The organism is Stenotrophomonas sp. 28608_Sma, from assembly GCF_056486185.1.
Map to the genome: position 1 here is coordinate 525,765 of NZ_CM151308.1, position 14,352 is coordinate 540,116.

Annotated in this window: 13 protein-coding genes; 7 read left to right on the forward strand and 6 right to left on the reverse strand. The window is 67.3% G+C overall.

What is annotated here, in order from left to right; genetic code table 11:
• Positions 1–22: 22 nt before the first annotated feature.
• Positions 23–439, reverse strand: a complete 417-nt coding sequence (locus ACZLHH_RS02335; RefSeq protein ID WP_049399133.1) for a hypothetical protein — start codon at positions 437–439, stop codon at positions 23–25.
• Positions 440–529: 90 nt separating this feature from the next.
• Between ACZLHH_RS02335 and ACZLHH_RS02340 the strand changes: the two genes are divergently transcribed.
• Complete coding sequence (locus ACZLHH_RS02340; RefSeq protein ID WP_032130412.1) at positions 530–814, forward strand: hypothetical protein; 285 nt, start codon at positions 530–532, stop codon at positions 812–814.
• A gap of 244 nt (positions 815–1,058) precedes the next feature.
• Positions 1,059–2,021: an IS110 family transposase gene (locus ACZLHH_RS02345; protein WP_228355044.1), complete on the forward strand. Its 963-nt coding sequence runs from the start codon at positions 1,059–1,061 to the stop codon at positions 2,019–2,021.
• Between the two features lie 116 nt (positions 2,022–2,137).
• Here the strand turns inward: ACZLHH_RS02345 and dmeF are convergent, their stop codons facing one another.
• Positions 2,138–3,103, reverse strand: a complete 966-nt coding sequence (gene dmeF, locus ACZLHH_RS02350; protein WP_049461449.1) for a CDF family Co(II)/Ni(II) efflux transporter DmeF — start codon at positions 3,101–3,103, stop codon at positions 2,138–2,140.
• A 48-nt stretch (positions 3,104–3,151) separates the two neighbouring features.
• On the opposite strand from dmeF, the gene ACZLHH_RS02355 reads away from it, so the two are divergent.
• The gene (locus ACZLHH_RS02355; RefSeq protein ID WP_049461446.1) at positions 3,152–3,436 is read left to right on the forward strand and encodes a metal-sensing transcriptional repressor; all 285 of its coding nucleotides are present in this window, start codon (positions 3,152–3,154) and stop codon (positions 3,434–3,436) included.
• 125 nt (positions 3,437–3,561) lie between these two features.
• On the opposite strand, the gene ACZLHH_RS02360 is transcribed toward ACZLHH_RS02355, so the two are convergent.
• Entirely contained in the window at positions 3,562–3,933 is a 372-nt protein-coding gene (locus ACZLHH_RS02360; protein ID WP_014645760.1) for a MerC domain-containing protein, read from the reverse strand.
• 69 nt (positions 3,934–4,002) lie between these two features.
• On the opposite strand from ACZLHH_RS02360, the gene ACZLHH_RS02365 reads away from it, so the two are divergent.
• On the forward strand, positions 4,003–5,328 hold the full coding sequence (locus tag ACZLHH_RS02365; protein WP_049461444.1) for a GTP-binding protein: 1,326 nt from the start codon (positions 4,003–4,005) through the stop codon (positions 5,326–5,328).
• 72 nt (positions 5,329–5,400) lie between these two features.
• Here the strand turns inward: ACZLHH_RS02365 and ACZLHH_RS02370 are convergent, their stop codons facing one another.
• Positions 5,401–7,008 carry an ATP-binding cassette domain-containing protein gene (locus tag ACZLHH_RS02370; protein ID WP_049461442.1) on the reverse strand — a complete coding sequence of 536 codons (1,608 nt, stop codon included), beginning with the start codon at positions 7,006–7,008 and terminating at the stop codon, positions 5,401–5,403.
• 240 nt (positions 7,009–7,248) lie between these two features.
• A complete protein-coding gene (locus ACZLHH_RS02375; protein ID WP_049461440.1) occupies positions 7,249–8,148 on the reverse strand; it encodes a LysR family transcriptional regulator in 900 nt (299 codons plus the stop codon).
• Positions 8,149–8,376: 228 nt separating this feature from the next.
• On the opposite strand from ACZLHH_RS02375, the gene ACZLHH_RS02380 reads away from it, so the two are divergent.
• Both ACZLHH_RS02380 and ACZLHH_RS02385 read left to right on the forward strand, forming a co-directional pair.
• On the forward strand, positions 8,377–9,555 hold the full coding sequence (locus ACZLHH_RS02380; protein WP_049461438.1) for a serine hydrolase domain-containing protein: 1,179 nt from the start codon (positions 8,377–8,379) through the stop codon (positions 9,553–9,555).
• On the forward strand, positions 9,552–10,736 hold the full coding sequence (locus ACZLHH_RS02385) for an MFS transporter (protein WP_049461436.1): 1,185 nt from the start codon (positions 9,552–9,554) through the stop codon (positions 10,734–10,736). The genes ACZLHH_RS02380 and ACZLHH_RS02385 overlap by 4 nt, the downstream gene beginning before the upstream one ends.
• A gap of 324 nt (positions 10,737–11,060) precedes the next feature.
• On the opposite strand, the gene ACZLHH_RS02390 is transcribed toward ACZLHH_RS02385, so the two are convergent.
• Positions 11,061–12,677 carry an EAL domain-containing protein gene (locus ACZLHH_RS02390; RefSeq protein WP_049461408.1) on the reverse strand — a complete coding sequence of 539 codons (1,617 nt, stop codon included), beginning with the start codon at positions 12,675–12,677 and terminating at the stop codon, positions 11,061–11,063.
• 228 nt (positions 12,678–12,905) lie between these two features.
• Between ACZLHH_RS02390 and cycA the strand changes: the two genes are divergently transcribed.
• A complete protein-coding gene (cycA, locus tag ACZLHH_RS02395; protein ID WP_049399140.1) occupies positions 12,906–14,279 on the forward strand; it encodes a D-serine/D-alanine/glycine transporter in 1,374 nt (457 codons plus the stop codon).
• The last annotated feature ends 73 nt before the right edge of the window (positions 14,280–14,352 follow it).

Consider the following 14,352-nt stretch of genomic DNA (forward strand, 5'->3'; position numbering starts at 1 on the left):
CCGCCATCAGAATCATTGCGTCTTACGGGCACTTGACCGCGTATACGGGCCCAGCCCCGATCAGCATCAGCGCCATGTAGTCACTATCACTGGCCTTGCCCTTCAGCGTCGCGCCCTTGTTGAAGTGGAAGATGCCGAAGCCACCGGCCATGCGGATCAACGCGCTGTCGATCTGCTCGGCGTCATCGCGGAAGTAGCGGCTGATCTCGCTGCGGGTGGCTTTGTGCAGGGCGTTGGGTTCGCGCTGCCACTGGTCACCGCGGCTGAAGGAGACGAAGTACTGGCCGCCTTCCTTGTCGATGCGGAAATCGGCCGGTTTGCGCGCGCCGGTGGCGAAGCAGCCCTGCAACGGGTCGGCGCTGAAAGGAAGCCCGGCATCACCACTGCAGGCGGTGAGCAGCAGGAGGGCACCGGGCAGCAGCAGGCGGAGCGTGCGCATGGGATGTCCCGACGGGGCAGGTGCGGCTAGTGTAGGCAGTGCACGGGCGTGGTCCGTACAGAAATTCGGCAAGGACACAGGGGTTTTCGGATGGCGAAGGACAAGGCACCGTGGTGCGGCGTGGCCAGTTGGCTGGGGATCGTGGTGGGCTGGGGCGCGGGCAGCCTCGCTGCGCAGGCGGCGGTGGCCGCAGGCGGCAATGGCATGGCTGCGGGATTGGGCGTGGGGGTGCTGGGCGCGGCGCTGGTGGGCTGCGGTCTGGCGGTGGCTTCGCGCGTGCGCGGCGAGCGCTGGCCGTGGATCGGCATCGGTGGTGCAGTGCTGAGCGCGCTGCCGCTGCTGATGTACCTGCTGCGGATGATGTTGAAGCTGTAGTTGTAGAGTCGAGCCATGCTTGTATGTTCCTCCCGGCTCCTACGAGGTATGTAGGAGCCAGGGTGGAGGGACCGTCAAGCATGCATCTGCGGATACTAGCCGACAGACGAGTCGAGCGATCCCCATCCCGCACACGAACGTCGATAAAGGATCGTACGGCCCCCAAAGGGGATCGTCGATGTAGGCAAGCTAACGTCGGTGCGGTACCACCCCAGCCCCTTAAAGATAGCTGGGAGCCGTACAAATGTCTGATTCTCTCGATATTGGCGTGGACGTGGACTCCAAGGAGTTCGTACCGGCAGTGGCCGACCGCAAGGCCGGCGACAGGATCGCCAACACCCGGGCCGGCATAGCCCAGTGGCTCAACACCTTGCCCCAGCGATGCCGGATTGGCATGGAGGCGACGGGGCGGTACTACGAGTTGTTGGCTCGGATGGCTGGCCAGGCAGGCCACGTTGTCTATGTGATCAATCCACGTCTGATCAAGCACTACGGCCGGGCGACGGGCTCGCGTGGCAAGACGGACGCCATGGACGCCGAAGCGATCGCCCGGTACGTGAAGAAGGAGAACGATCGCCTGCGTGAATACGTACCGCGTACCGATGAGCAGCAGCAGATGCACGATTTGCTGCGCAAGCGGCAGACGCTGGTAAAGACACGCGCGCGCCTGGAGCAATCCTTCGGGGTAAGCAAAAGTGCCCCCGGGGAGCTGTCAGATCTGTTCTGCGCTCTGGCTGGGACGCTGTCCGAGCTGGAAAGCGAACTGCAGCGCTTGGGTCGCGATGGAGAGCATGGCGCGCTCTACAAGCGCCTGTTGACCATCCCTGGTATCGGCCCTGCCGTCGCCGCTCACCTGATTTACTACATGACGCGCTGGCCGTTGGCCAACGCCAACGCGTGGATCGCCTGCACGGGCCTGGATCCCCGGCCTAACGAGTCTGGCGGCAGAACGGGACGGCGTCGGCTGTCCAAACAGGGCGCGCCAGTGCTGCGCCAGATGCTCTACATGGCCGCAATGGGGCTCAAGCGGTGTCGCCAGGGGCAACCGCTCTACGACGAGCTGTCAAAACGCGGTCACCCCAGCACCGCCGTCTTCAACATCCTGGCCAGAAAGCTGGCCAGGATCGCCTGGGGTGTCTTCAAAAGCGGCCGGGACTTCGATCCGGCCATGCTGAAGGTGGGTCAAGCCTGCTTCCAGCAGGCTTGACCACGAACATAGGATCTCGACTTGTGGGCAACGCAGCCAGGCATGGCCTGGCTCTACTGGTCAGCGGCGGCCGGAGCATGCCATGCCGGCCAGCGGCCGGCACTACCGGATGCGGGTCAGGCGCTGCGGTGAATCTCCACCGTCACGTGCACCAGCTCCTCATGAATCGCCAGCGCGTTGCGCACGGTATCGGCATCCAGACTGACGTCGCTGGTGACCACGCTGGCGCTGACCGCGTACTTGCCGCGACCCACCTGCCAGACGTGTAGGTCGGCCAGGCGTGCCGGCCACGGGCCCTGTTCGATCACTTCGCGTACTTCGGCCACCACAGGTGCATCCATCTGCGCGTCGAGCAGGATGCGGCCGCTATCGCGCAGCAGGCCGATCGCCCAGACCGTCACCAGCACGGCGCCGACCAGGCCCATCACCGGGTCCAGCCAGGTCAGGCCCAGCAGCTTGCCGCCAAGCAGGGCGACGATGGCCAGCACCGAGGTGGCGGCGTCGGCCAGCACGTGCACGTAGGCCGAGCGCAGGTTGAGGTCGTGACCGTGCGCATGGCTGTGATCGTGGTCGTGCCCGTGATGATGGTCATGCCCATGCCCATGATGGTGATGCGCGTGGCCCGGGCTGTCGTGCAGCCACCAGGCGCAGAGCAGATTCACGCCCAGGCCCAACGCTGCAATGGCGATGGCTTCGTCGTAATGGATCGGTGCCGGCACCCACAGCCGTTCCAGCGATTGCACGGCCATCAGCGCGGCGACGCCAAGCAGTGCGATGGCGCTGGTGTAGCCGGCCAGGATCTCGATCTTCCACGTACCGAAGGCAAAGCGCGGATCGTGCGCGTAGCGGCGCGCGCAGCGGTAGGCGAACACCGAGAGGCCCAGCGCCAGCGCGTGCGAACTCATGTGCCAGCCGTCGGCGAGCACGGCCATGGAGTTGAACCACCAGCCGCCGACGATCTCCACCAACATCATGCTGACGGTGAGCCACAGGGCGCGGCGGGTATTGCGTTCAGCCAGCGGGTTGCCGTCGTCGAAGCGGTGTTCGTGGCGACGGGCGGCGGCGAGGGCGTCCAAGTGCATGGCGGCGGGAGCTGGAGTGGATACCCCCATAGGGTATATGATCCCGCCATGGCCCATGTACATAAGAATCGAAAGCAGCTGCGGACCCGGGTACGCCGTATCGCGGGTCAGGTGGCGGCGTTGGAGCAGGCGCTGGACAAGCCCGAGGGGGAAGCGGGGGACTGCGCGGGCGTGCTGGTGCAGGTCGCCGCGGTGCGCGGTGCCGCCCACAGCCTGCTGATGGAGTTGCTGCACGAGCATCTGCAGGAACACGTAGTGGGTGCCGATGACCCGCAGCAGCGGGCGGACGAGGCTGCGGTGCTGGTGGAGCTGCTGCGCCGCTACGGCAAATAGCAGGGGTAGTGCCGGCCGCTGGCCGGCAACTGCAGGTTGCGTCCGAAGCTCATGCAGTTGCCGGCCAGCGGCCGGCACTACCCGTGGCGTCCGAAGCTCATGCGGTTGCCGGCCGGCGGCCGGCACTACCCGTGCCGGTGCCGCGCGTTCCAGATATGCGTGGCGGCCAGCAGCAGGCTGCCAGTGACCGTCATCGGCGTTTCCCAGTCATGTGAGGGCAAGGCCAGCGCGCCGGCCAGCAGCAGGCCGAGCCCGGCGCCGGCGGTGGCCCAGGCCAGCACGGGCAGTGGGTGACGGCGCTCGGCCCGCCACAGCGCGTAGCCGGTCAGTGGCAGGGCGATGGCCACGAACAGCAGGTGGACCCATTCCGCTTCGGCCCAGGTGCCGAACAGCGGCAGCGCGGCGGCAAGCAGGGGCAACGCCAAGCAGTGCAGCAGGCACAGGCTGGACAGGGCGACCGCGCCGGCATCGAGCAGGGCGGCAGAAGGCGACTTCATCAGGGGAGGTTCCTTGCGCGGCAACTGTTATACAGTAACATTTCCGTTCCGCAGCCAACCCGCTCCGACATGAACACTGTTTCCCGCGCCGACCGTCGCCTTCCGGTCACCGTGCTGTCCGGCTTCCTTGGGGCCGGCAAGACCACCCTGCTCAACCAGATCCTGCGCAACCGAGAGGGCCTGCGCGTGGCAGTCATCGTCAACGACATGAGTGAGGTCAACATCGATGCGCAGCTGGTGCGCGAAGGTGGCGCCGAGCTGCGCCGCACCGAAGAGACGCTGGTGGAGTTCAGCAACGGCTGCATCTGCTGCACCCTGCGCGACGACCTGCTGCAGGAAGTGCAGCGCCTGGCCGAGGCCGGCCGCTATGACTATCTGTTGATCGAATCGACGGGCATCGGTGAACCGATGCCGGTGGCGGCCACGTTCGCGGTGCGCGACGAGCACGGCTTCAGCCTGAGTGATATCGCGCGGCTGGACACGATGGTGACGGTGGTCGACGGCAGCGCGTTCCTTGCCGACTTCGGTTCGACCCTGCGCCTGGCCGAGCGCGGCCAGCAGGCCGGGCCGGACGATGATCGCGGTGTGGTCGACCTGCTGTGCGAGCAGGTGGAGTTCGCCGACGTGATCGTGGTCAGCAAGATCGACCAAGTGGATGACGAAGTGTTGCAGGACACGCTGGCGGTACTGCGTGGCTTGAACCGGGATGCGAAGCTGCTGCTGTCCAGCTTCGGTGATGTGCCGTTGGCCGAGCTGCTGGATACCGGCCGCTTCGACATGGAGCGTGCGCAACGCGCGCCGGGTTGGGTGAAGGAGCTGCGTGGCGAGCACACACCGGAAACCGAAGAGTACGGCATCGGCAGCTTCGTCTACCGTTCGCGGCGTCCGTTCCACCCCGCGCGATTCGCCCGCGCGCTGCAGTCCGGCATGCCCGGCGTGATCCGCAGCAAGGGCTGGTTCTGGCTGGCCAACCGCATGGATTGGGTAGGCGAGTTGAACACCGTGGGCGCCGCGACGCGGACGCAGGCGGCGGGTTTCTGGTATGCCGCGCGCGACCGCGTGCGTGCCGGCCTGGAAGACACCGCACCGTTGTTGCCGCCGACACCGCTGCCCTACAGCGACCTTGGCTGGGCGCGGCAGCAGGCCGATTGCTGGAGCGCACCGTTGCCGGGGCTGGAAGAGTTTCCGGATGCAGCCGCGCACACGGCGATGCAGCGGCTGTGGCACCCGTTGTGGGGTGATCGCCGCCAGGAGCTGGTGGTGATTGGTGTGCACATGGATGAGCGTGCGGTGCGCGCGGAGCTGGATGCGTGCCTGCTCAATGACCAGGAGCTGCGGGCGGGGCCGCTGCTGTGGCAGCAGATGCCACAGGCGTTCCCGGTGTGGAAGCGCTGACGGTGCATTGAGGTTTCCTGGGCTGCCGGCCAGCGGCCGGCACTACCCCGGGTCGATACGCCATGCGTGGATCTACAAGGCGTCATGCCACTGCCAGCCCTCGGTGCTCACGTGCAGCACCTGGGTCGGCCGCAACGCCTGCAGCAGGTGCCGGTCGTGGCTGACCATCACCAGTGCGCCCGGCCATGCCGCAAGCAGTTCTTCCAGCGCCTGTAATGCACTGAGGTCCAGTGCATTGCCGGGCTCGTCCAGCAGCAACAGTTGGGGCGCGGGATCGGCGTAGAGCACACTGGCCAGTGTGCCCTTCACCCGTTCGCCATCGCTGAGGCTGCGGGCGGGGCGCTGGATGCGTTGTGCGTCCAGACCCAACAGGGCCAGGCGCGTGCGCAGCTCCCCGGGGTCGGCACTCGGGTTGGCGGCCTGCACGCTGTCGAGGATGCTGCATTCGCCGGACAGCCCCAGCAGCTGCTGGTCGAGCAGAGCCAGTGGCGCATGCCGTTGCACGATGCCGCTGCGCGCCGGCAGCTGGCCGGCCAGCACACGCAGCAGGGTTGATTTTCCACTGCCGTTGTCACCGACCACGGCGATGCGCTGCCCTCGACGGATCTCCAGCTGCAATGGTGCGCTGCAGCCATGTGGCAGGACCAGATCCTGTACCTGCAGCAGGCGTGCGCTGCCACGCTCGCCATCGGTGGCAAACAGCGCCAGTTCCGGTGCCGCATGAACCGCCGACGCCGCTGCGCGCAGCTGCTCTGCACTGGCCTGCAGGCGTTCGGCCTGCACCTGCTGCGCGCGGCCGTGGCTGGCCTCGGCGCGCTGCTTCTGCCGGCCGAGCAGGATGGGGGCCTGGTTGGCCTGCTTCGCATCACGGTTGCCACGTGCCTGGCGTTGCTGCTGGCGTTCGTGTTGTTCGCGCGCGCTGCGTTGCTGTTGCCGGTGCTGCGCACGCGCATGGTCAAGCTGGGCGGTGGCGGCTTCACGTTCGGCGGCGCGTGTGTCGGCGTAGTGCTGCCATGCGCCGCCATAGCGATGCAGGCCACGCCCATCGAGTTCGACAATCTGCTGCATGCGGCCCAGCAGTTCGCGATCATGACTGATCACCAGCAGGCCACCGCGCCACTGCTGCAACTGTTCGTACAGCTGTTGGCGATGGCGTGCGTCGAGGTGGTTACTGGGTTCGTCCAGGATCAGCCAGTCGGCACCGCTGGCCCAGGCGCCGGACAGCGCCACCTGCATGGCCTGGCCGCCACTGAGGCGCGCGGCCGGCTGGGCGGGATCGAGGTCGTCGGGAAGCTGCAGCGCACGCCATTGCTGCTGCAGGCGTTCGCGCAGGTCCCAGCGCTCGCCTAGGCAGGTGAAGTCGGCCTCATCGACGCTGCCGGCTTCGATGCGTTGCAGTGCGGCCAGTTCCGCGCCGACGCCGGCCAGTTCACCGACCGTGCCGGCGGGTGGATAACCGGGTGTCGGCAACAGGAACACGCGGCCACTGCCACGCACCTGGCCACTATCGGGCGACAGACGCCCGGCCAGTAGGCGTGCGAGCACGCTTTTGCCAGCGCCATTGGCACCGACCAGGCCGGTGGCGACCGGTTCGAAGGAAAACGTCAGATCGGAAAACAGCGGGCGGCCGTCGGCCAATCGATACGACACGCGATCGAGCGTGAGGGAATGCGGGGTCATGCGACCTCCATGGATGCCGGGTTCTCCCCTGCGCGCAGGGGCGGGAAGAGTCAGGCCGTCTGTTGCGAAGACGGCGGCATCAATGGCGCATTGGTCGCGAGCCTCTGGGAGGGATGAGGGGAGATTATACCGCCCGCAGGGCATGCGAATTGTAGAGTCGAGCTTGCTCGACTGCTTTTGAGGAGCAGTCGAGCAAGCTCGACTCTACGTGGCACGGCCATCGAGCGCGGATCTACCGGCCTACGGCACGGTTTCCAGGCGCGCGCTGACGAAGTCGATGAATACCCGCAGCTTCGGAAGCACGTGGCGGCCGGAGGGCCACAGCAGGTGGAAGATGCCGCAGGAGTGCACATGCTCGTCGAGCACGGTCAGCAGCCGGCCGTCGGCCAGTGCATCGCGCACCGAGTGCACCGGCACGAAGGCCAGGCCGATATCGCGCAATGCAAGCGCCACCCGCGCTTCGATGGTATTGGCCACCATGTGTACCGGCAGTTCCTGCGGTGTTTCATGGTCGGGCCAGTGGATCGGCCACAGTTCCAGCTTGCCGGTGCTGGGGAAGCGATAGTGCAGCAGCGTGTGCTGCATCAGATCGGCCGGCGTGCGCGGCGTGCCGCGCCGCTGCAGGTACGCCGGCGAGGCGACGATGCGGCGTGGGAACACGCCCAGGCGTCGGGCGTTCATGCGCGAGTCGCTGGGCTCGCCGACGCGCAGCACGGCATCGAAACCCTCCTCGATGACATCGACCAGGCGGTCGCAGAAATCGAGGTCGAGGCGGATGTCCGGATACGCGGTCATGAACTCGGCCATCAGCGGCAGGGTGAGATCGCCCACCAGCGGCAGGCTGATGCGCAGCGTGCCACTCGGTGCGGCATGCGGTTGCGCCAGCTCGGTGCGTGCGGCATCGCGTTCGTCGAGGATGCGCCGGCAGCGTGCCAGGAACAGCTGGCCCTCGGCGGTGAGGGTGATGCTGCGCGTGCTGCGGTGGAACAGGCGCACGCCCAGTGCCTGTTCCAGCCGGGCAACGCATTTGCCCGCGGCCGAGGCCGAGATGCCCTGCAGGCGCCCGGTCTCGACGAAGCTGCGGGTGTCGGCCGCGTGCACGAAGGTCTGCAGATTGGCGAGGTTGTCCAGGACTGACATGGGCGTGCGGGCAATGAAAGCGGCAGGGTAGGTCGGCGCGGCTGTAGCGGACGGCTCCGCCATCGCAACACTGTGGTGCGAAGTGGTGTGGAGCCCGTTGCGGCCTTGCAGTTCCGGCCATCATGCCGATTGCGGACTGCAGGGTCCATGATGCCCGGAGCCGCAACCGGCTTTTTGCACGAGGGCGTGGTGCCTAACGTGGCGGGCCTCTCCCCACGGATCACCGCGATGAACGCTGTTCCTTCCCTTGCACCTGCGCCGACGCTGCCGTCGGTGCAGCGGCTGCTGCAGCAGGTCCACCCACAGCGCCTGGTCGGTACGGTAGTGCTGGTGCGCGAGCACGGTGTGCTGCGCCACGCCAGCGCGACCGGGCTGGCCGATCGCGAGTCGGCCACGCCGATGCTGCGCGACCAGTTGTTCCGGCTGGCATCGGTCAGCAAGCCGCTGTTGACCACGGTGATCCTGCGCCTGGTAGCCGAAGGCGTGCTGGACCTGGATGCGCCGGTACAGCGCTGGCTGCCGGACTTCCGCCCGGCGCTGGCCGATGGCAGCACGCCGCCGATCAGCCTGCGCCAACTGCTCAGCCATAGCAGCGGGCTGGGTTACCGCTTCCTCGAAGCCGATGCGGATGGCCCGTACGCACAGGCCGGCGTCAGCGATGGCATGGATGCGAATCCGCTGACGCTGACCGACAACGTGCATCGCATCGCGCAGGCGCCGCTGCTGTTCGCGCCGGGCAGCCAATGGTTGTACTCGTTGGGCGTGGACGTCGCGGGCGCCGTGGCTGAAGCCGCGACTGGTGAAACGCTGCAGGCATTGTTCGCACGCCTGTTGGCCACGCCGCTGGGCCTGCGCGATACCGCGTTTGCCATCGACGATGCCGCACGGCTGGCCACGCCCTATGTCACCGACGCGCCGCAGCCGCATCGCCTGCAGGAAGGCGAGGTGGTCGCTCCATTCGAGGGTACCGTCGGCATCGAGTACAGCCTCGCCCGTGCTACCGATGCCAGCCGTTTCCCTTCGGCCGGTGCTGGACTGATTGGCAGCGCCGACGAGGTGATGGCGGTGTTGGAGGCCCTGCGCGATGTGCAAGCTTCGAATCTGTTGCCGCCCGCGCTGGTGGCGGCGATGGCCACCCCGCAGGTGGGCGAGCAGGGGCCGCCGGAACCGGCCGGCTGGGGCTTCGGGCTGGGCTTTGCGGTGCTGCGCGATGCCGCCGCCAGTGGCACGCCACAGAGCGAAGGCACCTGGCGCTGGGGCGGTGCCTACGGCCATAGCTGGTTTGTCGATCCTGCGCGTGGGCTGAGCGTGGTGGCGCTGACCAACACCCTGTACGAAGGCATGGACGGTGCCTTCGTTGATGAGCTGCGTGACGCGGTCTACGCCGATCTGGAGGCTGCGCGATGAGCGGCCATGCCATTGATGCGGCGAGTCCTGCCGGCGAAGCTACACGCCTGCCGTGGGCCGGCCTGCTGGCGCTTGCAGGTGGCGGCTTCATCACCCTGCTGACCGAAACCCTGCCGGCCGGTGTACTGCGGCCGATGGGCGAGAGCCTGGGCGTGAGTGATGCGGCGGTGGGCCAGCTGGTCAGCGTGTACGCGCTGGGATCGGTGATGGCCGCACTGCCGATGACCGCGTTGACCCAGCGCCTGCCGCGACGCCCCTTGTTGCTGGCCGCCATTGCCGGCTTCGTGGTGGTCAACACGCTGACCGCCGTGAGCAGCAGCTATCCGCTGATCCTGGCCGCGCGTTTCCTGGCCGGTGTGAGTGGTGGCCTGCTGTGGTCGCTGGTGGCCGGCTACGCGGCGCGCATGGTGGTGCCGTCGCTGCAGGGCCGGGCAATTGCGGTGGCGATGGTTGGATCGCCGTTGGCGCTGTCGCTGGGCGTACCGGCGGGCACGTTGCTGGGCCAGCAGATCGGCTGGCGCTGGGCGTTCGCGTTGATGAGCGTGCTGGGGGTCGGCCTGCTGGCGTACGCGCGCTGGGCATTGCCGGCGTTACCGGCGGCCGCGGCCGGTCAGCGCACGTCGTTGGGTACGGTGTGGCGCATGCCCGGCGTGCGCAGCGCGTTGGCGGTGATGGTGCTGTACGTGCTGGCGCACAACGTGCTGTACACCTACATCGAACCGCTGGCGGTGGAGGCCGGCGCCGGCCCGTGGCTGGACCGCCTGCTGCTGGCCTTCGGCGTGGCTGCCATCGTTGGTATCGGCATTGCCGGTTGGGGCGTGGACCGTCATCTGCGCACGCTGGTGTGGGCGGCCGTGATCGGTTTCATTCTTCCGGTGTTGGCCCTGCTGTTGTGGCCAGGACAGGCCACACCGCTGCTGCTGGCAACGATCCTGTGGGGCGTGGCGTTCGGGTCGGTTGCGACCCTGTTCCAGACCGCGCTCGCACGCCGTGCCGGTGCTGCTGCCGACCTGGCGCAGTCGATGCTGGTGACCGGCTGGAACCTGGCGATTGCCGCCGGTGGCGTAGCAGGCGGTGTGCTGTTGCAGGTCAGCGGCCCGAGCCAGCTGGGCTGGTTGCCGTTGCTGTTGCTGGCGGTGAGCGCGGCGTGGCTGTTGGCACGGCCGAAGGCCTGGGCGTAGGCGCAGACCAGACGTTACCGAGGTGCCGGCCAGCGGCCGGCACTACCGTGGTCCACGCCATCCACGCATGGCGTGGATCTGCCGAGCGCAGCGACCCGCGTTTGCTTTTGCTTTTGCTTTCTTCTGTTGATTCCGTGGTGGGACGCCGCCGCAATGTGTCCGTGGCCGGGTGGATGGGTTGCGCAGGGGCGTGAGCCGCATGGATGCGGCGACCGAGCTTACATGGACGTACTTGCAGCGCCCCCTGCGCGACCCATCCACCCGGCCCCAACTGATGGATCCACTGTACGCGACTCACCACGAGGGGCTCCGCCGTTGGCCGTCCTACTCGATCCCCTCACGCTCGATCGGCACGCTGCGCGGATTCTGCATGTGCTCCCGCGCCGCGCCATAGCGCTGCTGCCGCTTGTGATGGAACACCACGAACTCATCCCGCGGCAGCGGCCGCGAGAACAGCCAACCCTGCGCGAACTCGACCTTCCGGGTATGCAGATACGCCAGCTGTGCCTCGGTCTCCACGCCCTCGGCCACCACCCACAGGCCCAGCTCCTTGGCCATGTCGATGATGTGCGGGGTTACCGGGCTGGTGGCGCTCTCGGTGTCGATCGCATCGATGAATGATTTGTCGATCTTCAACGCGTCCAGTGGCAGCTGTTCCAGGTACTGCAGGCTGGAGAAGCCGACGCCGAAATCGTCAATGGCCACGCTGTGCCCGGCCCGACGCGCCTGCGCCAGCATCGTGCGGGCGCGGTCCAGATCCAGGAAGCCGCGCTCGGTGGCCTCCATCCAGATCTGCTGCGGCAGGATGCCGCTGCCGGCCATGTGCTTGGAGATCATCTTCAGCGCACGGCCGCTGCTGATATCTTCGGCGGCCAGGTTGATCGCGATGTGCGCGCTGCGGTCGGCCACCAGCAGTTCACGCATGTCGCGCACCACGTTCTCGATCACCAGATCGGTGACCGCGCCGATCATGCCGGCCTCTTCGGCCAGCGGAATGAACAGGTCCGGCCGCACCTGGGTGCCATCCGGGCGCTGCCAGCGCACCAGCGCTTCGGCGCCGACGCAGATGCCGGTATCCAGCTCGATGATCGGCTGGTAGTGCAGGTACAGCTCGCGGCGGCGGATCGCTGTGGCCAGCTCGCCGCGCAGGGACAGGCGGCGACGCGACAGCCAGATCACCAGGCCGGCACCGGCAGCGGCCAGCAGAACGCCGATCGGCACGAACAGCCACGCCTGCTGGCGGAAGGTCGCGGCAAGCGCGGTACGCGGCATGGTCGCGATCGCCAACCACTCTTCGTTGCGGGCGGTGGCATACAGGGTGTGGTGGTCCAGGCCTTCATCGGGGGCGCGCAGCAGGGTCTCCAGCAATGCCGGATCCATGCCGTCCTGCCTGGCCAGGAGACGCCCATCGGGGCTGGCCAGGGCAAGGCGCACGTTCGGGTCGGCGATGACATCGACGAAGCGGCGCGGATCGACCAGCACGTCGTAGTTGCCGTACAGGAACGACAGGACCTGGCGCCGTCCGCTGGCCTCGGGGCGCACATCCACGGCGATGCCGGCGCCATCACTGGTGACGTGGTCGGCCTTGGGCTGGTTGACGTCGGACAGGAACGGCCCCCACGACGTACAGCGCAGCTTGCCACCCTCGAAGTAGCCCATCTGGTCGACCGACGGCGAGGTCATCACCAGTGTCTGCATGCGCCGGATATGCTCGGGCCCGCAGGCGTCGTGGGCGCCGACCTCGGCCGACTGCAGTGCCGCCAGCGCTTCCTGGTAGGACTGGTCGGCGCGGCGCAGCGCGCGACCGGCGATGTCGCGCAGCCGCTGCTGCTCGACGCTGACTGCACGGTCCCAGGTGGCATAGGCCATCACCGCGATCGGCACGGCCGCGGCCAGCAGCGCCAGCGCGGTGCCACCAATGATCACGCGCAGCCGACTCAAGGCCGGAGCTCCAGCGGGGCGGGCAGGGCAGGGCACATGGTCGGGCCGATCCTTGGGCAGGTGCGGCTATCTGAGCATGACGCCGGGCCGGGCGGAATGGGACGAATCCGGTATTCGGTCACAATGTGATGAAAGCGACCATGATTGACGCAATCGGGCCGTCCAGCGCTGGCGCTCCGGGCCGGGGAGGACTAACGTCGAACGCTTCGCCCGCCCCAATGCACGCCCATGACCGAGCCCGCAACGCCCCCCGAGCACCTGCGCCGCAGCCTGTCCAACCGCCACCTGCAGCTGATCGCCATCGGCGGTGCCATCGGCACCGGCCTGTTCATGGGCTCGGGCAAGACCATCAGCCTGGCCGGCCCGTCCATCGTCTTCGTCTACCTGATCATCGGCGCGATGCTGTTCTTCGTGATGCGCGCGATGGGCGAGCTGCTGCTGTCCAACCTGCAGTACAAATCCTTCATCGATTTCTCCACCGATCTGCTCGGTCCCTGGGCCGGCTTCTTCTGTGGATGGACGTACTGGTTCTGCTGGATCGTCACCGCCATCGCCGACGTGATCGCGATTGCCGCCTACGCGCAGTTCTGGTTCCCTGGGCTGGATGCCTGGATACCGGCACTGGCCTGCGTGCTGCTGTTGCTGGCACTGAACCTGGTGACGGTGAAGCTGTTCGGCGAGATGGAATTCTGGTTCGCGCTGATCAAGATCGTGGCGATCTGTGCACTGATCATCACCGGCGCCGGGCTGGTGGCGTGGGGCTTCACCTCGCCCAGTGGCCACACCGCGTCGTTGTCGAACCTGTGGAATGACGGCGGCATGTTCCCGATGGGCCTGGTCGGCTTCTTCGCCGGTTTCCAGATCGCGGTGTTCGCTTTCGTCGGCATCGAGCTGGTGGGTACCACCGCCGCTGAAACCGCAGACCCCGAGCGCAACCTGCCCAAGGCGATCAACTCGATCCCGGTGCGCATCATCATCTTCTACGTGCTGGCGCTGATCGCGATCATGGCGGTCACCCCGTGGCGCCAGGTGGTGCCGGACAAGAGCCCGTTCGTGCAGCTGTTCGTGCTGGCCGGCATTCCTGCCGCGGCAAGCCTGATCAACTTCGTGGTGCTGACCTCGGCCACGTCCTCGGCCAACAGCGGCATCTTCTCCACCAGCCGCATGCTGTACGGTCTGGCCGAAGAGGGCCACGCACCGCGCGGGTTGTCGAAGTTGTCGCGCGCCGCAGTGCCCGCCCGTGGCCTGCTGTTCTCGTGCCTGTGCCTGCTGGGCGGCACGTTGCTGATCTACCTGATCCCGAACCTGGTGACCGCCTTCACCCTGGTGACGACGCTGGCCACCGTGCTCTTCATCTTCGTCTGGTCGCTGATCCTGGTGGCCTACATGGCCTACCGCCGCCGCTACCCGGAACGCCACGCCGCCTCGATCTTCAAGATGCCCGGCGGCGTCGCCATGTGCTGGGCCTGCCTGGTGTTCTTCGCCGCCGTGCTGGTGCTGCTGAGCCTGCAGGCCGACACCCGCCAGGCGCTGGTCGCCAGCCCGGTGTGGTTCGTGCTGTTGGGCGTGGGGTATTGGGTGCGGCGGAGGACCGCGAAGTAATCCAGCATTTGCGTTCCATCGATTGATCCAGAGATCTCTCTGGAGTGGGGTCAGAGACCGTTGCGCAGCAACG